The organism is Desulfomicrobium aestuarii (assembly GCF_055385525.1).
This window is the reverse complement of record NZ_AP042427.1, coordinates 1035668-1054042: the sequence shown is the minus strand read 5'-3', so window position 1 is coordinate 1054042 and position 18375 is coordinate 1035668. Positions and strand designations below refer to the sequence as shown.

Below are 18375 nucleotides of genomic sequence, written 5' to 3'. Positions count from 1 at the left end.
GTTATTGCCCGGTCTTGGGGAAAAAGAGGGCCGACGGGTCCACGGCCATGTCCAGCACGTAGAAGCCCAGGTGCAGATGCGGCCCCGTGACCCGGCCGGACTGCCCGGCCAGGCCGATGACCTGCCCGGCCTCGACCATGGCGCCCCGCTCCGTGCGGAACGCGTCGAGATGCATGTACACGGAGTAGACGCCCAGGCCGTGGTCGATGAAGACCGAACGCCCCCCATAATAATGATCCGCCGCGAGCACAACCTGCCCGGCGGCCGCGGCCCGCACCGGCTCGCCGAGTTCGGCCCTGAGGTCCAGCCCGCGGTGGGGGTTGCGCTCCAGGTCGTTGAAGAAGCGGCGCAGCCCGTAGGCGCTGCTCACGGCCCCCGGCACGGGTCGCATGAGGGGCAGGGAGAGGTGGTTCACGGCCGAGACCCCGGCCAGAATCTCCCGCACCTCGGCCTGCTCGCGGGCGATGCGCTCCTGCACGGCGGCCGGCGGTGTAGCCATCTCCGGCGGCACAGTCAGGCGCTGCTCGGGGAACTCGCGCTTCTCGACCAGCACGTGCGTCGACACGGCCACAGGGCTCAGCCCCAGCCTGGTCACGCGCAGGTCACGCGGACCGGGCTTGGATTTGAGGACATCGGAGCCGAGCAGGAACTCCACACTCCGCTCGCCGGCGGCAGGCACCTGCAGCTTGCGGCCGTCCCACTCCACCAGGAGCTTGCCCATGGGCTCGTCGGACTCGACCCGGACCACGAAGGGCAGGCCGATGCCGATGACCTCCGGGCACTCCACCCTCAGCTGGGCGGCACGGGCGGGCGAAAGCGGCAGGACGGAGGCCAGGAGAAGAAACGCCATGAGCAAACGAAACATCATGAAAGCTCCTCGGGCAGCACTTCGGCCCCGAACTCGCCGTCCGAGACCTGCACGCGGATCGTGTCGCCGGGCCGCACATCCAGACGCGAACGCACGAACCCGTCCCGGCCCCGCACCAGGGCGTAGCCGCGGGCCAGGGGCGCGGCCGGGTCCAGGGCGGCCAGGCGGCCCTCCAGGTCGCGCAGGGCGTCCCGGCGGCGGCCGACCAGGGCCGAAGCGGACTGTGCCAGAGCCGAACGGGTCCGGTCCAGCTCGGATTGCAGGGACACGATGCGGGCCGGACCCAAGGCGCGGCGCAGGCGCTCGTCCAGGCGGGACAGGACCTCGCGCCGTTCCCCGGCCATGCGCAGGGCCGCCTGGCGCAGCCGGTCCGTCAGGCGCTCCAGTTCGAACCCGCCGCGCTCGATGCGCCGGGCCGGCGAGTTCCACATGAGCCCCTGCGCCAGCCGGTTCAACACGCCCTCGCGCTCGTCCAGAAAGCGCCCCATGCCCCGGGACAGGGCCAGGAAAATCTCGTCAGCCTGCTGCCTGAGCACCGCCCGCTCGGTCCACAGCACCTGCGCCGCATGGGACGGATTGGCCGCGCGCAGGTCGGCCACGAGGTCGGCGATGGTCGTGTCCACCTCGTGCCCCACGCCGCAAACCACGGGCAGGCGGCAGCGGAAAAGGGCCTCGGCCACGGGCTCGGTGTTGAAGGCCCACAGGTCCTCCAGGGACCCGCCGCCGCGGATGAGCACGACGACCTCGGCCCAGCCGTCCCGGTCCGCCCTGTCTAGGGCGGAGGCGACCTGGGCCGGCGCGCTGTCGCCCTGCACCAGGCTCGGATACAGCCGCACGACGGCCCCGTACCCCCGGTCCCCGGCCACGCGCAGGAAGTCCTGCAGGGCCGCGCCCTGGGGCGCGGTGATGACGGCCACCCGGCGCGGGTTGCGCGGCGGCGTCATCTTGCGTTCCGGGTCGAAATACCCCTTGGCCGCCAGCTTGGCCTTCATGGCCTCGAAGGCCACGGCCAGCTCGCCCATGCCCTGACCCTGCACCAGCTCGGCCACGAGCTGGTAGGCCCCGCGCGGCGGGTACACGTTCATGCGCCCGGCCACGAGCACCTCGAGTCCGTCGGCCAGCCGCAGCGGCGCCCCGCTCTCCACCTCGCCGGTCAGCGGGTTGACCCGCTCCCCGTCATCCTTCCCGGCCTTGGGCTGGGTCCCCTTGAACCACACGACGTTAAGCGTCGCCTCCTCGTCCTTGAGGGAAAAGTAGACATGCCCCGAAGGCGGCTTGGAAAGGTTCGATACTTGGCCCCGGACCCAGACGAAAGGAAATTCGCCTTCAAGGACATCCTTGATGGCTTGGGTCAGGGTTCGGACGGAGAATATGTGCATGGAGCTTCGTGAATGGATACAGATGATTGCGAGCGCAGCTCGTGGGCGGGAATCCGCAGCAGCCTTCCGTCCTTGAATAGCACAAGGTTGGTGCCCGTCAGAATGGCCGTTTCACGAGCCAGAAGTGAAGCACGCTGGAGCGCGGCAAATGACGCACGCAGGACCTCATCCTTGGCTTCGGCAATGTCAGGTGTGCTCATCCGTTTTCTCCCCAAGCGATCACGACAGGCTCGACGCCGGAATTATCGAACTCTATCCAGGAGTGAACCTCTTTTTTGTAAATTTCCTCGAAATTGCGGAGACCGGCGACGAAACGACGCCGAATCACGGATTCGGGAACGGCGTGACCGCCTTGCTTCACCCGTTCCGCCACGCGGGCGATGGCGGTTTCCACCGTTGGCAACGCAAGAAAGAACAAACTGATCAAATAGCCTTCATCCCGCCACCTTCGGATATGCTTTCGATAACTCAAACCCGAAAGCGTAGTTTCAAAGGCAAAACTCTCGCCCCGACGGGAGAAGTCGGACATTTCTTCCAGCATCAGCCTCCCAGCCTTGATGGCCGCAGCCTCCGGGGCGAAAGGCGACAGCCCTGCGGCGATCAGATCGGCATTGATGAAATTCAAGCATTGCGCCTCAACTGGGAGAAACGTTCGGGCAAACGTGGTTTTTCCGGCTCCGTTCGGACCGCCGATTATGATGATCTTTTTCCTCATCCCTCGACTCCTCCGGGCCGGAAAAACCACTGCGCCAGCCGCCGCCTGTGCACTCTTGCAGGCTACGCCAATCCCCACTCCTTCATAACTTCCTTGCGCCATTCCAGAACGGTGTTCTGCCAGTCGGCCACCGGCAGCTCCCGCTTCTCGCCGGTCTTCCTGTTCTTCACCTCAAGCACGCCCTTCTCCAAGCCCTTGCCGCCGATTACGATCTGCATGGGGGAGCCCAGGAGGTCGGCTTCGTTGAACTTGACGCCCGGGCGCTCGTCGCGGTCATCGAACAGGGTGTCGATGCCCTGGCTTTCCAGCCAGTCGTGGATCTCGCGGCCCATGGTCATGACCTTCTCGTCCCTGGTGGACATGGCCAGGACCGTGACCTCGAAGGGGGCGATTGACGGGGGGAAGATCATGCCGCTCGCGTCGTTGTTCTGCTCGATGCTGGCGGCCACCACGCGGCTGACGCCGATGCCGTAGCAGCCCATGATGATGACCTGCTCCTTGCCGTTCTCGTCCAGGAAGGTGGCGTTCATGGCCTTGGAGTACTTGGTGCCGAGCTTGAAGACGTGGCCGACCTCGATGCCCTTGGGCATGGTCAGGGGACCGCCGCAGGCCGGGCAGGGGTCGTCCAGGGTGATGGAGCGCAGGTCGGCGTAGCCCGTGGGCGTGGCGTCCGTGGACAGGGTGATGTCGCGGCGCGGGTCCACGTGCAGGAGGTGCGCGTCGGCGGCGTTGGCCCCGCAGACGAAATCCGTGGCCGAGGCGATCTCGAAATCCGCGTAGACGGCGTCGACCTTCAAGCCCACCGGGCCGGCGAAGCCCACGGGCGCGCCGGTCCAGGCCTTGACCTGCTCGGGGCTGGCCAGATCGACGTTGGTGGCGCCGAGCATGTTCTTGAGCTTGACGTCGTTCACTTCGCGGTCGCCGCGCAGGAGCACGGCCACGGAACGTCCGTCCACGTCGAAGAGGAGCGTCTTCATGATCTTCGTCGCAGGCACGGCCAGGAAGCCGGCCACATCCTCGACGGTGTGCTTGCCAGGCGTGGCCACCTGCTCATAAGGCGCGCACGTCTCGGTGCAGGGCGCGCCGGGCTTGAGCTCCGCCTTCTCGAGGTTGGCGGCGTAGGAGCAGGAGGTGCACACGGCCAGGGTGTCCTCGCCCGTGTCGGCCAGGACCATGAACTCGTGGGAAAAGCTTCCGCCGATGGCGCCCGAGTCGGCGCTCACGGCGCGGAACTGCAGGCCCAGGCGGGTGAAGATGCGCTCGTAGGCGTCGTACATGGCCTGGTAGCTGGCGTTCACGCCCTCGTCGTCCTTGTCGAAGGAGTAGGCGTCCTTCATGATGAACTCGCGGCCGCGCATGAGGCCGAAGCGCGGGCGGATCTCGTCGCGGAACTTGGTCTGGATCTGGTAGAGGTTCAGGGGCAGCTGCCGGTAGGAGCGCACCTCGCCGCGGATGAGGTCGGTGATGACCTCCTCGTGGGTGGGCCCGAGGCAGTAGTCGCGGCCGTGACGGTCGTTCAGGCGCAGGAGTTCCTTGCCGTAGAATTCCCAGCGCCCGCTCTCCTGCCACAGGTCGGCCGGCTGGACCATGGGCATGGAGATTTCCTGGGCCCCGGCCCGGTTCATCTCCTCGCGCACGATGTTGGCGACCTTGTTGATGGCCCGAAGACCCAGCGGCATGTAGGTGTAGATGCCGCTGGTCAGCTTGCGGATCATGCCCGCGCGCAGCAGCAGCTTGTGGCTGATGACCTCGGCCTCAGCCGGGGTTTCCTTCAGGGTGGGCGCGTAGAACTTGCTGAACAGCATGAAATGTCTCCTCGATATGAATATGTAAAGAAATGGTTGAATTCTTGGTGCGTACGATATTTTACCGGCAATAAATCCGGACGGTTGAATCAGACGGCCGTCTGCTCCGCCAGCCGCTCGGCCAGTTCCAGCAGTTCGCTGCCCCTCTGCAGGCCATCCACGAAGCGCCACGGGATGCCCGAGAGGCCGGTCTGGGCACCGGCCAGGGCGCCGGTCAGGATGGCGCGGGCCTGGTTCTGGCCGCCGCCGTTGACGGCGTGGAGCACGGCCGACTCGAAGTCGTCCCGGAAGCGCGCCGCAAGGTAGTAGGCCGCCGGGAGCTGGTGGTAGATGGCGCACGGCATGCCGTAGACCAGGGAGACCTTCCAGGCCGGTTCGATGCGCACGGCCGGGTCCGCGGCCGCCGCGGCGAAGTAGGCCGGGGACAGCAGGGCGTCGGGCGAGGCGAAGCGGCCGGCCCGCGGCGGGTCCGGGTCGCCGGGGCGCGGGGGCTGGAGGTTGTCGCGCGTCACGGCGTGGAACGGCAGCTCGCCGCTCTTGACCAGCTTCATGAGCCGACCGGAAATATTCGTGTCCAGCGGATGCCCCTGCACCAGTTGCCCCAGCACGGCGCCGTAGGCCACGGTCAGGGACAGGACAGTCTCGTCGTTCTGGGTCAGGGCGGCGTTGCCGGACACGGCCTCGGCCAGTCTGGCAGGCTCCAGGGCATAACGCACGGCAATGGCCAGGGTGCGCTCGGTGGCCTCGGTGGTATCGGCCGGACCGGCCGTCCGTCCCCAGGGCAGGCGCTGCCTTACGCGCCGCCGCCAGGCATCGCGGATGGACTGGCTGGTGTAGAAGCCCGGTCCGCTGACAGGCGAGCCGTCGAGGAGGGAAAACAGCTCCTCGTCCATGCGGCGGCAGAAATCCGGCTCGTCGTAACCGCCGCACTCGACCAGGGAGCGCGCGGTCAGCTCCAGGATGAAGCCCGCCTGGGACAGCTGCCCGGCCCTCATGCCGTCGTGGTAGCGGCCGGGCATGGGATCCGTGTAATCGGTGATCCAGTCGCCGTAGTCGCGGCGCAGCTCGTCCAGGTCGTAATACCAATGGGGTCCGAGCCCCAGGCCGTCCCCGATGAAGGCTCCCATGACGGCGCCGGCGGCGCGGTCCCTGATGTCCTTTCCCGGCATGTTCCCTCCCTTCAGTTCACACGGCCACGGACGCCGGAAGAGGCCGGGTCACGCCCCGCCTCGCCGCTCGTCCAGAAATTTCTCAAGCTCTTCCATGAAGGCCGGCAGCAGCTCGGCCCTGCCCTTGACCTTGCGCACCACCTCGCCCTTGCGGAAGATGAGCCCTGATTCGCGTCCCCCGGCCACGCCGATGTCTGCCTCGCGGGCCTCGCCGGGGCCGTTGACCACGCAGCCCATGACCGCCACGGTGAAGACCTCCTCCACCCCGCGCAGCCGATCCTCAACCGCCGCGGCCAGTTCCATGAGTCCGATCTCGGTCCGGCCGCAGGTCGGACAGGACACGATCTCCGGCCCCCTGGCCCGCAGGCCCAGGGCGCGCAGGATCTCCCAGGCCACGAGCATTTCCTCGACGGGATCGGCAGTCAGCGAAACCCGGAGCGTGTCGCCGATGCCCTCGGCCAGCAGGATGCCCAGGCCCACCGACGACTTGACCGCCCCGCGCATGGCCGTGCCGGCCTCGGTCACGCCGATGTGCAGCGGGTAGTCGACGGTCTTCGACATGAGCCGGTAGGCTGCGACGGTGCCCAGTACGCTCGACGACTTGAGCGAAATCTTGGTGTCGTAAAAGCCGCGCTCCTCCAGCAGGCGCACATGCTCCATGGCGCTCTCGACCATGGCCGCCGGGGTCGGGCCGCCGTGCTTCTTCAGCAGATCCTTGTCCACGGAACCGCTGTTCACGCCGATGCGGATGGGCACGCCGGCCGCGCGGGCGGCGTGGACCACGCGGTCGACCTTGTCGGGGCCGCCGATGTTGCCGGGGTTGATGCGCAGGCCGCGCACCCCCGCCTCCACGGCCTGCACGGCCAGACGGGAGTCGAAATGGATGTCGGCGATGAGGGGCACGCCCGTGGCCGCGCAGATCTTCTTCAGGGCCATGGCCGCTTCCAGATCAAGCACGGCCAGGCGCACGATCTCGCAGCCGGCCCGGGCCAGGGCCTCGATCTGGGCCAGGGTGGCCTCGACGTCGCGGGTGTCCGTGTTGGTCATGGACTGCACGCGCACGGGGTTGCCGCCGCCGATGCCCACCCCGCCGACGGAGATGGTGCGGGTCGCGCGCCGGGGGGCGAGGATGGATGCGTCTGTCTGTGTCATGGCGGGGGAGCGTAATGAATTTGGCGGTCAAAGCCAAGGTGGGGGAAATCCGAAAATTCGCCCCTCCTGTCAGCTAGGCGACAGACAAAACGGCATGCTGTGGCCTACGGCAGTCCCATGGGCCGCCACAGGGCGGCAAGGCTGCATCCATCATCGGAAGGACCCGGCGCAGGCCGTTAAACTGAAGGAGGGTTCGCATGGCCAAGGAAAGGGAAATTCAGGATCTGAGCCCGTGGGAAGACGCGCAGAAGATGATCGCCAAGGCACGGCGCGAGGGCGTGAATCTCATCTGGGACCGGCTCAGGGAACAGACGCCCCACTGCACCTTCTGCGACCAGGGTCTGACCTGCAGCAAGTGCGTCATGGGCCCCTGCCGCATCAACCCCAAGGGGCCTAAAAAGACGCACGGCGTATGCGGCGCCGACGGCGACCTGACCGTCGCGCGCAACTTCGGCCGTTTCGTGGCCGCCGGCGCGGCCGCCCACTCGGACCACGGCCGGGACCTGCTGGAGACCCTGGCCGCCATCGGCGAGGGCAAGACCACGGACTACGGCATCCGTGACGAGGCCAAGCTCGAACGCATCTGCACGGAACTGGGCATCGCGGTCGAAGGCCTCTCCGTCCGCGAGCGGGCCAAGGCCCTGGCCGACCTGTTCTTCGAGGACTACGGCTGCCGGTCCCACCACGTGGCCTTCAGCGGCCGCGCCCCGCAGAAGCGCAAGGACGTCTGGGAGCGCCTCGGCTGCACGCCGCGCGGCATCGACCGCGACTGCGTGGAGATGCTCCACCGCACGCACATGGGCGTGGACTGCGACCCCGTGTCCATCTGCCTGCACGCCGGCCGCGTGGCCCTGGGCGACGGCTGGGGCGGGTCCATGATCGCCACGGAGGTCTCGGACATCATCTTCGGCACGCCCAAACCCGTCAAAGCCGTGGTCAACCTGGGCGTGCTGAAGGAGGACCAGGTCAACATCCTGGTCCACGGCCACAGCCCCATCGTCTCGGAGATGATCCTGGCCGCGGCGCGGGAGCCCGAAATCCTGGCCAGAGCCCAAGAGGCCGGCGCCACGGGCATCAACATCGCGGGCCTGTGCTGCACGGGCAACGAGGTGCTCATGCGCCAGGGCGTGCCCATGGCCGGCAACCATCTCATGACGGAACTGGCCATCGTCACCGGCGCGGTGGAGATGGTCATCGTCGACTACCAGTGCATCATGCCGAGCCTGGTCAACGTGGCGGGATGCTACCACACGAAGTTCGTGTCCACGTCGGACAAGGCCAAGTTCCCCGGCGGCGTCCACATGGAGTTCAGCTACAAGAACGCCCGCGAGAAGGCCCGCGAGGCGGTGCTCATGGCCATCGAGGCCTTCGCCCGGCGCGACCCGGCCAAGGTGGAGATCCCGTCCAAGCCCGTCTCCATCACCTCCGGCTTCTCCAACGAGGCCATCCTCGGCGCCCTGGGCGGCACGCCCGAGCCCCTGATCCAGGCCCTGCAGGCCGGGAAGGTGCGCGGCGTGGCCGGCATCGTGGGCTGCAACAACCCCAAGCTCAAGCACGACCACGTGCACGTGGGCCTGGCGCGGGAGCTCATCCGCCGCGACATCCTGGTGATCGTCACGGGCTGCGCCACCGTGGCCATGGGCAAGGCCGGGCTGCTGGAGCCCGAGGCGGCCGACCAGGCCGGCGAAGGACTGGCCGGCATCTGCCGGGCTCTGGGCATCCCGCCGGTACTGCACGTGGGCAGCTGCGTGGACAACTCGCGCATCCTGCACCTCTGCGCGGTCCTGGCCAATCACGCGGGCCTGGACATCAGCGACCTGCCCGTGGCGGCCAGCGCCCCCGAGTGGTATTCCGAGAAGGCGGCGGCCATCGGCCTCTACGCCGTGGCCAGCGGCGTCTACACCCACCTCGGGCTGCCGCCGCACATCCTGGGCAGCGCCATGATCACGGACCTGGCCCTCAAGGGCCTCGACGACGTGTTCGGCGCCTGTTTCAGCGTCGAGCCCGACCCCTTGAAGGCCGCAGGGCTCATCGACGAACGCATCACGGCCAAGCGCCTGGCCCTGGGCTGGTCCGCCTAGTCGGGAACCGGCCGGAAACACGCGGGGGAGCCGCGGCTCCCCCGCACCCCGAAAGGAGGAACGAATGAAAATCGCATTCGCCGGCAAGGGCGGCGTGGGCAAGACCACCCTGTGCGCGTGGCTCGGGGACTATCTCGCCCGGCAGGGACACGACGTCATCCTCGTGGACGCGGACACGGCCCTGAGCCTGGGCCAGGCCTGCGGGCTGGAGCCGGGCGACCTGCCCGTTCCCCTGAGCGCCCGCGAGGATCTGATCCGGGAGCGCATCGGCTCGGGCTTCCTGAGCCTCAACCCCGACGTCTCGGACCTGCCGGGGGAACTCGGCGTGGAACTGCACGTCGGGGCCGCGGAAGGCGTCCGGCCGGGCCGCAAGCGCCTGCTGACCATGGGCTCCATCACCGGGGCCGGCGAAGGCTGCGCCTGCGCGGCCAACGCCCTGCTCAAGTCCGTGCTGGCCCATCTGGTGCTGCGAGAGCGAAGCCATGTGCTGGTGGACCTGGAGGCCGGGGTGGAACACCTGGGACGGGGCACCGTGGCCGGGGTGGACGGGCTGGCGGTGGTCAGCGAACCCAGCCGCCGGTCCCTGGAGACGGCGGCGCGTGTCGGCGCCCTGGCCCGGGAACTCGGCCTGCCGCGGCAGGTCCTGGCCGTCAACCGGGTTGTCGGCGAACCCCGGCTCCCCAGTCTGGAGGGGCTGCCCGGCAGCGTGGTCTACGTCCCGGCCCTGGCCGGCCTGGCCGAACGTCAGCTCGAACAGGCCAGCGTCCTGGGGCTGGACGACAGGCCCGCCATCGACGCGGTGTGCGCACGCCTCGTCAACGCAATGTCGTAGAAGGCCGCGCAGGTGGCGAGGCCCTGGACATGAAGGCCAAAAGAACGCATGACGGCTGGACCGCCCTGAGTCCGCTTCCATCGGCAGCCGGGCGATCCACCCCCTAGACGCGGAAACGGAGCCGATCATGCGCCTGACCGACACCACCCTGCTGCAGGACCTCGAACGCCCCGAGATGGCCCCCGTCCGCCAGGCCTTCCACGCCCGCGCCTTCGTCCGCGGCGCCATGGTCTTCCACCCCAGGCAGGACAACCGGATCTTCATCGTCACCCGGGGCAGGGCCCGCGTCTTCCTGTCCTACCGCGACAAGGAATTCACCATGGCCGTGCTGGACGCGGGGGACGTCTACGCGACCCACACCCGGGCCTGGGTGCAGGCCCTGGACGACCTCGAAATCCTCGTGGCCGACGTGGCAGAGGTCCGCCGCCACCTCGGCTCCATGCCGAGCTTCAACTCGGCCATGATCCACGTCCTGGGCGACCTGCTGTCCCACGCCATCTCCGTCATCGACACCCTGGCCTTCAAGGACGTGCGCAACCGCCTCCTGGAATTCCTGGCCTACGAGGCCAGGCGCCTGCCCCGCTGCCGGGAGTGCCGTCACTGCGGCAGGTGCGAGGACGGCGGCATGGTCTCCCTGGGCCTCAACACCGAACAGATGGCCAGCATCATCGGCTCCTCGCGCCAGACCGTGTCCTCCCTGCTCAACGCCCTGGCCAAGGACGGCGTCATCGAGCTGAAAGGCCGCGGCGTGATCTGCATCCCCGACATCAACGCGCTCGAGGCGCAGACAGGGATGGACTGAGCCAAAGCAAGCATCATCCCGCCTTGCGCTTAAAAATCCGTCCAAAGCACAGCCCCGAGCGTTCCTGCCCGTCCCGGGCGGGAGCGCGGCCGCGTTGCGACGGCCCCCTCCCTGCAGGGATGGGAACCCGCCTCTGTGGGCACGACGTATGAATTGGTTCAGGAAGAAGTGAAAAGCCTAAAAATACCCCAGGCTGCGCAGCTGCGCCATGCGCTCCTCCTTGGCCGCGTCGCGGCCCGAGCGTTCGCCGCGGCCCGAACGGGAGGTGCAGGGCATGCAGCCCAGGGACCGGTAGCCGTGGTCGTAGAGCGGGCACCAGGGGATGCCCTCGCGCACCAGGAAGGTCCAGACGTCGAGTTCCGTCCATTCCAGGATGGGCAGGATTCGCACGTGGTCGCCGTGGTCCTCGAACCACGGGCGATGGGCGCGGTCCGGGTTCTCGTCGGCGCGCACGCCCGTCAGCAGGGCCGGTATCTTCAGGAGGGAGATGGCCTCATTCAGGGGACGGATCTTCAACTCGCCGCAACATTGCACCGGGTCCGCGGCCAAAGGGTAGCGCGCCAGGTCGACCTCCGGGCGGACCACGGTCACGTCCACGCCCCACTCCCGCGCCAACCTGTCGCGGAAGGCCAGCACCTCCGGGAACTTGCAGCCGGTGTCGAGGTTGATGGCGAAAGGCGCCTCCCCGCACCCCGCCTCGCGCAGCACGCCCCGCCACAGGGCCAGGACCACGGTGGAGTCCTTGCCGCCCGTCCAGCCCACGGCGGCACGGACCCCGAAACGAGCCAGGGCGTCGGCCATGCGCTCCCTGGCCAGACGGACCTTGTCGTCGAGGGTCACGCCGCTTCCCCCTTGGCTGCGGGCAGATCGATGATGAACCGCGCCCCCTTCCCCGGCTCGGACTCGACGCGCATGTCCCCGCCGTGGCTCTTGGTGACGATGAAGTAGGACACCGACAGACCCAGCCCCGTACCCAGCCCCGGAGCCTTGGTCGTGAAGAACGGGTCGAAGGCGCGGCGGCTGACCTCGGCGTCCATGCCGGGCCCGTTGTCCTCGACCACGATGCGCACGCCTTCGGTCAGGGCCGAGGCATGGATGCGGATTCGCGGCTGCGCGGCCGGGGAGGCGGCCGTGGCCATGGCCTGGGAGGCGTTGCGCAGGAGGTTCAGCAGGACCTGCTCGATCTCGGTCTCGGTGCAAGGCACGGGCGGCAGGCCGTCCTCGACGTCGATTTCCACACCGATCCGGCCGAAATCGTAGTTTTTTCTGAGATCGAAGTCCGTGGACGCCAGGGCAACCGACTGCTCGATCAGCCGCCGCAGGTCGCATGGAGCGTGGCCGGATTCGCTCATCCGGCTGAAATCGAGCATGCGGCGGATGATCTCCGCGGCGCGCACGCCCGCCGTCTGGATGTCCGCGATGAACACGTCGAGCTTGCGTTCGCGCATGTAGCGTTCGAGAAGCTCCATGCGCAGGCCGATGCGTTCGGCCGCCTCGATGTTCTTCGGAAAATCGGGACGCGTGCGCTGCACGAGGTTGTGGGAAGCCTGCAGTATGATGCCCAGGGGATTGTTGATCTCATGAGCGATGCCCGCGGCCATGCCGCCCACGGAGCGCATTTTTTCGCTCTGGATCATGAGCTCCTGCATCTGTTTCATCTGCGAGATGTCCCGCACAACCGCCAGCAGATGGGTCGTCCCGTCGATCTGCATGAGCTGGCTGGAGACGGCGCAGGCCGTGACGGAACCGTCCTTGCACCGGACGTCGATTTCCAGGTTGCGCACCGTGCCCTCGTGTTCGAGCAGCCCGTAGAGCAGCTCCCGCTGGGCCGGGTCGCGGTAGAGGCCCAGTTCCAGAAGGGTCCTGCCCAGGGCCTCGTCGCGAGTGTAGCCAGACAGGGCGACGAAGGAATCGTTGACGTCCACGAGCTGCCCGGTCTCGGCGTTGACGAGGATGATGGTGTCCGGGGAGAGGCGGAAGAGCCGGAAGAACTTCTCCTCGGACTGCCGAAGCCGCTCCTCGGCCTGCTTGCGCTCGGAAATGTCCGTGTGGGTGCCGCTCAGGAGGACGGGGTTTCTGTCCCCGTCGCGCTCGATGACGTCGCCCCGGCCCAGGATCCACTTCCAGCCCCCGTCACTCGCCCGCATGCGGAACTCGGCCTGGTACGACTTGAGGCCTCCGGATCCCACGGCATCCCGGATTTCCCGCACGGCCAGCCCGTAATCGTCGGGATGGCAGAGGCTGCGCCACGTGTCGTAGCTCATGGGCAGCTCCTGATCGGCGTAGCCGAGCATCTCGTACCAGCGGGGGCTGAAATAGCATTCCCCCGTGGCGTAGGACCACTCCCAGATGGCGTCGGTGCTGGCCCCGATGGCCCGCGAGAGCCGGCTTTCGCTGCGCCTGAGGGCGGCGTTGGCCTCGTCGAGTTCACGGTACGACAGGTCGAGGCGCGCCAGCAGTTCCTCGAAGGCCTCGCCGAGGTTCGCGATCTCGAGGTCGCCCTGGCGCAGGGACACGCCGCGGGACAGGCTTTCGGAGTCCGTGGCCCGCATGGACGAGCCGAGCTCCCGCAAGGGGACGACCACGGACTGGCGCAGCCTCCTGCGCAGAAGCGTCAGCATGCAGATGAGGGTGATGGTCAGCAGGACGAAGAAGAAGGCGAAGAAGCTGAGCATCTGCCTGCGCAGGAGCGACAGGTCGTGGCTGATGCGGACCCAGCCCAGGACTTCCCCGGCGGCGGTGACGGCCTTGGTGAAACGCAGGGCCGTAAAATCGTGCTCGAAACGGTAGGGCTCCCCCGGCTCGGGCCGGAAGTCGTCGAGGGCCGGCACGTCCGACGGCGACGGGTCGGGCGTCCCGCCCGCAACGCGGACGAGGGGTCTGCCGGAGGCATCGTAGAGCACGACCTCAAGCACCTCATCCAGGGCCGCGATCTGCGTGACGCGCATCCCCAGGGCCGAGAGCCTGCGTTCGAAGAGTTCGTTGGCCATCTGGCTCTGTTCGCGGGCCACGAGCATGTCCAGGAACCGGCAGACGGACTGGATGTTGTCGTTTTTCCAGCGCAGCTGCATGAGGCTCCCCATGGCCACGAAAAGGACCGCGATGACCGCGATGGTCACCAGGATGTCCCGATTCATGCGCTGGGCGATGCTTTTCCTCGCCATCAGGGCTCCTCTTTCTTCACGAATTCCACGGAATCCGGCGTGATGCGAAGAACGACCAGGGGCTTGACGGGATCGCGGGACCCTCTGAAGGAGATCGTCCCCGTGACGCCGGGAAAACCGTCCGTGGCCGCCAGGGCGTCGCGGATGGCCGCAGGCTCTGCGCTTGCGGCGCGCCGGATGGCGTCGGCCACCAGGCAGAGGGCGTCGTAGGCGTTTGCGTTGCCGGCGTCGGTGGATTCCAGGGCGTCGGGCCCGAACTCGCGGCGGAGCAGATCGACGAACTCGCGGCTGGCCGGCGACGCGTCGTCGGGATGCCAGTGCGAGACATAGTAGTTCTCGCCCTTGGCCGGATCGAGGTACGGGTAGTGTTCGAGGGCGGTCCAGCCGTCGCCCCCCAAAAACGGCATGTCGAGCCCCGCGCCGCGCGCCTGCTTGAGCAGGAGGCCCGAGTCCCGCGTGTACCCGGCCACCAGGACCAGATCGGGGGCCTCCCGCCTGACGGCCTCGATCTGTCCGGTGAAATCCATGGCGTCCTGGAGGTAGCGCACCTGTCCGGCCACCACCCCGCCCAGATTCGTGAAATGTTGCGTGAAGCCGGCGCTCAACCCCTCGCTGTAGACGTCGCCGGCGATGGTAACGACCACGGCGCGGGCGGCGCCGAGGTCCTGCCTGGCGAAGCGCGCCAGGACCCTGGCCTGCAGGGCGTCGGTGTAGCAGACCCTGAAGATGTAGTCCCCGATGGCCGTGACGTCCGGGGCGGTGGTCGTCGCGCCGAGCATGGGGATGCCTGCCTGCTGCAGGACCGGCCCCATGGCCATGGCCTGGGAGCTCCAGGACGGACCGACCACGGCCACGACCCCGGCCTTGACGGCGTCGTGGGCGGCCTGGCGCGCACCGAGGGCAGTGCTCATGGTGTCGAGTTCCACGATTTCCAACGGACGGCCCAGCACCCCGCCCGCGGCGTTGATCTTGCCGGCCGCGAGCTTGACGATGCGGTAGTTGGGGGAATTCTCCTCGGCGCCCGGGCCGGTCCTGGCGAAGACGCTGCCCACCCGGACGGGTTCCGGGCGGTGCTGCTGGGCGGCGGCGTCCCGGGAGGGGAAGCACAGCGCCAGCGCGATCAGCAGCCCCGCCGGCCAGCGCATGCAGAGAGCGCCGAGAACCGCCCTGAAACAACCATTGCCAAATCTGATCATGACCCCTCCCCTTCCCGTCAGACAACGATGTGCCGGTCACTCCCGCCGGACCCGGCACGCAGCATACGTATGACTTTAGGCATGAACCATGTGGAGCACAAGTCCGGAGGCTTCGCACCAGGGGGAGAGGGTGTCTTCCGACGCGCTTTGGTCATTGCACTATGCTGAAAATCATATACAAAGCGGACGTCAGACACCGCCGCCAGAGGTTCCAGATGCACCACCCCTCCTCATCGGATCACGCCCGACGCCAACCAGGTCTTCGCCGCAAGATCGGCGTCCTGCTTCTGGCCATTTCCGTGGCGGTGCTCCTCATGTCGGCCGCCGTCGGCAAGCGCATCCTGCACGACCTGACCGCGGACCTGAGCCGCAGGCTGGCCGTGTCCGAAGCGCAGCTGACCCGGGAGAAGATCCAGTCCCTGGTCGGACGCGAGCTGGCCATCGCCCAGCGCTTCGCCGGCCTGACCGCCCTGGGCGACTGGCTCCTGGCCGAGCAGGACCCTCTGGCCCGGGGACGATTCCTGGCCGAAGCCGCCGGCTTCCGCCCGGCTTTCGCCGACGGGGCCTATTTCGTCATCCACCACCGCACCCTGGCCTACTACTATGCGGACGCGGAGCGTCCCCGCGCCATCTACCGCTACACGCTTGACCGCAACAACACCGGGGACTCCTGGTATTTTTCGACCATGGACCGGGTAGAGCCCTACACGCTGAACGTCAATCCCGACGCGACGCTCAAGGTCACGAACCTCTGGATCAACGTGCAGGTCCGCAACTCGGCCGGCGAGCCTCTCGGCCTCGTGGGGACCGGCATGCAGCTCGACCGCTTCCTGGCCAGCATGCTCGCGCCCAGAACCCAGGGAAGCATGAGCTTCATCGTGGACAAGGCGGGCCGCATCGTGGCCCATCCCGACCCGTCGAAGATCGAATACGGCGCTCTGGGCAAGCAGGACTCGGACCGGACGCTGTTTGCCGGCCTGAGCACCGAGGCCGGGCGGGAAACCGCTTCCCGGCTGCTGGCCGAAGTACGGCGAAGGGCCGGGGGTGTCGAGGTCATGCAGCAGATCACCCCCGCAGGCAGGCGGATGATGGCCCTGGCCCATCTTCCTGAGCTGGGGTGGACGGTGGTCAGCAGCGTCAACCCCGAGGCGGCCGAGGTCCTGTCCTCGGGGTTCATCCGCCTGGCCCTGATCGGGGGAGGAATCATCATCCTCATGGTCATCCTGGGCCTGACCCTGGGCTTTGACCGCCTCGTGCTGCGCCCCCTGCTGGAACTGACCGCCTCGGCCGGAATGATCGCCCAGGGGCAGTACGGCATCCGCATGCGCTCGAAGCGCGACGACGAGATCGGGGCCCTGTCCCGCGCCTTCGACACCATGGCGGCCGAAGTCCAGGCCCATACCGAGGACCTGGAGCGGCGGGTGGCCGAGCGCACGGCCGAACTGGAAGCAACCCACGCCAGGCTGGCCGCCACCCACCGCCAGCTGACCGAGAGCATCCGCTACGCGAGCCTCATCCAGCGCGTCATCCTGCCCGACCGGCGGCTCGACACGCGCATGCAGGGCCGCTATTTCGTGGTCTGGCAGCCGCGCGACGTGGTCGGCGGCGATTTCTACCTCTACCGCGAGGACGAGGACGGGTGCCTCTTCGGCGTGGTGGACTGCGCGGGGCACGGCGTGCCGGGGGCGTTCATGACCATGATCGCCCACGCCGCCCTGGAGCGCGCCACCGTGGAACTCGGCCTCGGCCAGCCGGCGGCGCTGCTGGAGCGCGCGGACAGGGCCGTGCGCGACATGCTGCCCGACACGCAGCGTCTGGAACGCCTGGCCACGTCCATGGACATAGGGCTGTGCTACGTGGAGTGGGCTTCCAGGACGGTCCGCTTCGCCGGGGCGCACATCGACCTCTTCGCGGCCTGCGACGGGGAAATCAGGAATTTCAGGGGCGATCGGGGCGGGATCAATGACCGCAAACCGAGAACCTTCACGCAACTGACCCTTGACCTGGAGCCGGGTTGCGTTTTTTATCTCGTCACGGACGGCATTCTGGACCAGTCCGGCGGCGACAGGGACCTGCCCTTCGGCCGCGGCGGCTTCACGTCCTGGCTGCGGGACAACGCCGCCCTCCCCCTGGAGAGGCAGGAAGAGGCCCTGACCAGGGCCCTGAACGACTACCGCGGGGAAAAGCCGCAACGCGACGACATCACCGTCCTGGCCTTCCGTTTCGACCAGGCGACGCCGGCCACTTCGAAGGAGACCGACTCATGACCACCCCGGACCTCTACGACCTGCGGGAAATCTTCGACCGCAAGCAGATCATGGTCTGCTTCAACGGACCCATCAACGCCGCCCTCATCGAGGAGATCGGACGCGCCCTGCGCGACTACCTCCAGCACCAGCAGGAGGCGCCCAGCGCCGTGGCCGACATCTTCGCGGTCTACATCGAGATGACCCAAAACATCCGCCGCTACGCCGACCAGCACCCGGAGCTCCCGGGCGCGGCCAACGCCGCCATCGTCGTGTCCCGCGAGGACGGGCGCTACGTCATCAGCGCGGGCAACGTGGTGGCCCCGCAGGACGGGCGTGAGCTGGTGCGGCGCGTGGAGGAGCTGGCAGCCATGGACCGCTCCGCCCTCAAGGCCCTTTTCAAGACCCAGCTGCGCCAGCCCAGGGAGGCCCTGAACGGCAGCGCGGGCCTCGGCCTCATCGACATGGCGCGCAAGGCCTCCTGCCCGCTGGGGGCCACATTGCGCGACATCGACTCCGGGCGCAGCTTCCTGAGCCTGCGCGTCATGCTCTAGAACCAACGCCCCCAGCACAAAACGAGAACGACATGAACGATATAGACCTTGCCCAGACCCCCAGCACCCCCCTGGTCCGCACGAACAGCCGGGAGGGGCGGTTGACCATGGCCGGAGATTCCTACCCCGAAAACCCCTTCGAATTCTTCCAGCCCATCATCGATTGGGTCGAGGGCTTCCTGGCGGACGGCAGCGCGCCCCTGTCCCTGGACCTGGCCCTGGTCTACCTGAACACGAGCAGCATCCGGGCCATGATGGACATCTTCGACCGGCTGGAGGAGGCCCACCAGGGGGGACGCGGGATCAGCGTGCACTGGAGCTACGACCCGGAAAACGAACGCGTCGGCGAACTGGCCGAGGAATTCAAGGAAGACTGCGCCTTTCCGTTCACCATCGCCCCGAGGCCCTGACC

General features: G+C 67.9%; 16 protein-coding genes. 6 read left to right on the top strand and 10 right to left on the bottom strand.

Annotation, left to right across the window (positions count from 1 at the left end; translation table 11 throughout):
- Window position 1: 1 nt before the first annotated feature.
- The 7 genes from ACZ5AC_RS04850 to ispG all read right to left on the bottom strand — a co-directional run bounded on the left by ACZ5AC_RS04850 (window position 2) and on the right by ispG (window position 7088).
- Entirely contained in the window at window positions 2-868 is an 867-nt protein-coding gene (locus tag ACZ5AC_RS04850) for a M23 family metallopeptidase (protein WP_464249828.1), read from the bottom strand.
- The gene (gene xseA, locus ACZ5AC_RS04845) at window positions 865-2247 is read right to left on the bottom strand and encodes an exodeoxyribonuclease VII large subunit (protein ID WP_464249827.1); all 1383 of its coding nucleotides are present in this window, start codon (window positions 2245-2247) and stop codon (window positions 865-867) included. Before xseA ends, ACZ5AC_RS04850 begins: the two co-directional genes overlap by 4 nt.
- Window positions 2220-2447: a hypothetical protein gene (locus ACZ5AC_RS04840; RefSeq protein ID WP_464249826.1), complete on the bottom strand. Its 228-nt coding sequence runs from the start codon at window positions 2445-2447 to the stop codon at window positions 2220-2222. The genes xseA and ACZ5AC_RS04840 overlap by 28 nt, the downstream gene beginning before the upstream one ends.
- A complete protein-coding gene (locus ACZ5AC_RS04835) occupies window positions 2444-2962 on the bottom strand; it encodes a zeta toxin family protein (protein WP_464249825.1) in 519 nt (172 codons plus the stop codon). The genes ACZ5AC_RS04840 and ACZ5AC_RS04835 overlap by 4 nt, the downstream gene beginning before the upstream one ends.
- A gap of 62 nt (window positions 2963-3024) precedes the next feature.
- A complete protein-coding gene (locus ACZ5AC_RS04830) occupies window positions 3025-4767 on the bottom strand; it encodes a proline--tRNA ligase (protein WP_464249824.1) in 1743 nt (580 codons plus the stop codon).
- Between the two features lie 89 nt (window positions 4768-4856).
- Window positions 4857-5936, bottom strand: coding sequence for an ADP-ribosylglycohydrolase family protein (locus ACZ5AC_RS04825; protein ID WP_464249823.1), 1080 nt, complete (start codon window positions 5934-5936; stop codon window positions 4857-4859).
- Between the two features lie 48 nt (window positions 5937-5984).
- Window positions 5985-7088, bottom strand: a complete 1104-nt coding sequence (gene ispG / locus ACZ5AC_RS04820; protein ID WP_464249822.1) for a flavodoxin-dependent (E)-4-hydroxy-3-methylbut-2-enyl-diphosphate synthase — start codon at window positions 7086-7088, stop codon at window positions 5985-5987.
- 197 nt (window positions 7089-7285) lie between these two features.
- On the opposite strand from ispG, the gene cooS reads away from it, so the two are divergent.
- From cooS to ACZ5AC_RS04805, 3 genes are all read left to right on the top strand, one after another.
- Window positions 7286-9169, top strand: coding sequence for an anaerobic carbon-monoxide dehydrogenase catalytic subunit (cooS, locus tag ACZ5AC_RS04815; RefSeq protein ID WP_464249821.1), 1884 nt, complete (start codon window positions 7286-7288; stop codon window positions 9167-9169).
- Between the two features lie 64 nt (window positions 9170-9233).
- Window positions 9234-10001, top strand: a complete 768-nt coding sequence (locus ACZ5AC_RS04810; protein WP_464249820.1) for an ATP-binding protein — start codon at window positions 9234-9236, stop codon at window positions 9999-10001.
- 127 nt (window positions 10002-10128) lie between these two features.
- Window positions 10129-10803, top strand: coding sequence for a Crp/Fnr family transcriptional regulator (locus tag ACZ5AC_RS04805; protein WP_464249819.1), 675 nt, complete (start codon window positions 10129-10131; stop codon window positions 10801-10803).
- Between the two features lie 177 nt (window positions 10804-10980).
- Here ACZ5AC_RS04805 and ACZ5AC_RS04800 read toward each other — a convergent pair whose 3' ends face one another.
- The 3 genes from ACZ5AC_RS04800 to ACZ5AC_RS04790 are packed head-to-tail and all read right to left on the bottom strand — an operon-like array spanning window position 10981 to window position 15163.
- The gene (locus tag ACZ5AC_RS04800) at window positions 10981-11643 is read right to left on the bottom strand and encodes a phosphoadenosine phosphosulfate reductase family protein (protein WP_464249818.1); all 663 of its coding nucleotides are present in this window, start codon (window positions 11641-11643) and stop codon (window positions 10981-10983) included.
- The gene (locus ACZ5AC_RS04795) at window positions 11640-13967 is read right to left on the bottom strand and encodes a PAS domain-containing sensor histidine kinase (RefSeq protein ID WP_464249817.1); all 2328 of its coding nucleotides are present in this window, start codon (window positions 13965-13967) and stop codon (window positions 11640-11642) included. The genes ACZ5AC_RS04800 and ACZ5AC_RS04795 overlap by 4 nt, the downstream gene beginning before the upstream one ends.
- Complete coding sequence (locus ACZ5AC_RS04790; RefSeq protein WP_464249816.1) at window positions 13967-15163, bottom strand: ABC transporter substrate-binding protein; 1197 nt, start codon at window positions 15161-15163, stop codon at window positions 13967-13969. The genes ACZ5AC_RS04795 and ACZ5AC_RS04790 overlap by 1 nt, the downstream gene beginning before the upstream one ends.
- A 215-nt stretch (window positions 15164-15378) precedes the next feature.
- Here ACZ5AC_RS04790 and siaA point away from each other — a divergent pair, with 215 nt between their 5' ends.
- The 3 genes from siaA to siaC are packed head-to-tail and all read left to right on the top strand — an operon-like array spanning window position 15379 to window position 18373.
- Window positions 15379-17430: a biofilm regulation protein phosphatase SiaA gene (gene siaA, locus ACZ5AC_RS04785; protein ID WP_464249815.1), complete on the top strand. Its 2052-nt coding sequence runs from the start codon at window positions 15379-15381 to the stop codon at window positions 17428-17430.
- Window positions 17427-17963 (top strand): biofilm regulation protein kinase SiaB, encoded by a 537-nt coding sequence (gene siaB, locus ACZ5AC_RS04780; RefSeq protein WP_464249814.1) that lies wholly within the window; start codon window positions 17427-17429, stop codon window positions 17961-17963. Before siaA ends, siaB begins: the two co-directional genes overlap by 4 nt.
- Before the next feature lie 32 nt (window positions 17964-17995).
- Window positions 17996-18373, top strand: coding sequence for a biofilm regulation phosphoprotein SiaC (gene siaC / locus ACZ5AC_RS04775; RefSeq protein ID WP_464249813.1), 378 nt, complete (start codon window positions 17996-17998; stop codon window positions 18371-18373).
- Window positions 18374-18375 lie beyond the last annotated feature (2 nt).

What these genes read in the sequence shown, in the direction of transcription:
- ACZ5AC_RS04850 (WP_464249828.1), bottom strand. Translation starts at nt 868, where the DNA reads ATGATGTTTCGTTTGCTCATGGCGTTTCTTCTCCTGGCCTCCGTCCTG.
- xseA (WP_464249827.1), bottom strand. Translation starts at nt 2,247, where the DNA reads ATGCACATATTCTCCGTCCGAACCCTGACCCAAGCCATCAAGGATGTC.
- ACZ5AC_RS04840 (WP_464249826.1), bottom strand. Translation starts at nt 2,447, where the DNA reads ATGAGCACACCTGACATTGCCGAAGCCAAGGATGAGGTCCTGCGTGCG.
- ACZ5AC_RS04835 (WP_464249825.1), bottom strand. Translation starts at nt 2,962, where the DNA reads ATGAGGAAAAAGATCATCATAATCGGCGGTCCGAACGGAGCCGGAAAA.
- ACZ5AC_RS04830 (WP_464249824.1), bottom strand. Translation starts at nt 4,767, where the DNA reads ATGCTGTTCAGCAAGTTCTACGCGCCCACCCTGAAGGAAACCCCGGCT.
- ACZ5AC_RS04825 (WP_464249823.1), bottom strand. Translation starts at nt 5,936, where the DNA reads ATGCCGGGAAAGGACATCAGGGACCGCGCCGCCGGCGCCGTCATGGGA.
- ispG (WP_464249822.1), bottom strand. Translation starts at nt 7,088, where the DNA reads ATGACACAGACAGACGCATCCATCCTCGCCCCCCGGCGCGCGACCCGC.
- cooS (WP_464249821.1), top strand. Translation starts at nt 7,286, where the DNA reads ATGGCCAAGGAAAGGGAAATTCAGGATCTGAGCCCGTGGGAAGACGCG.
- ACZ5AC_RS04810 (WP_464249820.1), top strand. Translation starts at nt 9,234, where the DNA reads ATGAAAATCGCATTCGCCGGCAAGGGCGGCGTGGGCAAGACCACCCTG.
- ACZ5AC_RS04805 (WP_464249819.1), top strand. Translation starts at nt 10,129, where the DNA reads ATGCGCCTGACCGACACCACCCTGCTGCAGGACCTCGAACGCCCCGAG.
- ACZ5AC_RS04795 (WP_464249817.1), bottom strand. Translation starts at nt 13,967, where the DNA reads ATGGCGAGGAAAAGCATCGCCCAGCGCATGAATCGGGACATCCTGGTG.
- ACZ5AC_RS04790 (WP_464249816.1), bottom strand. Translation starts at nt 15,163, where the DNA reads ATGATCAGATTTGGCAATGGTTGTTTCAGGGCGGTTCTCGGCGCTCTC.
- siaA (WP_464249815.1), top strand. Translation starts at nt 15,379, where the DNA reads ATGCACCACCCCTCCTCATCGGATCACGCCCGACGCCAACCAGGTCTT.
- siaB (WP_464249814.1), top strand. Translation starts at nt 17,427, where the DNA reads ATGACCACCCCGGACCTCTACGACCTGCGGGAAATCTTCGACCGCAAG.
- siaC (WP_464249813.1), top strand. Translation starts at nt 17,996, where the DNA reads ATGAACGATATAGACCTTGCCCAGACCCCCAGCACCCCCCTGGTCCGC.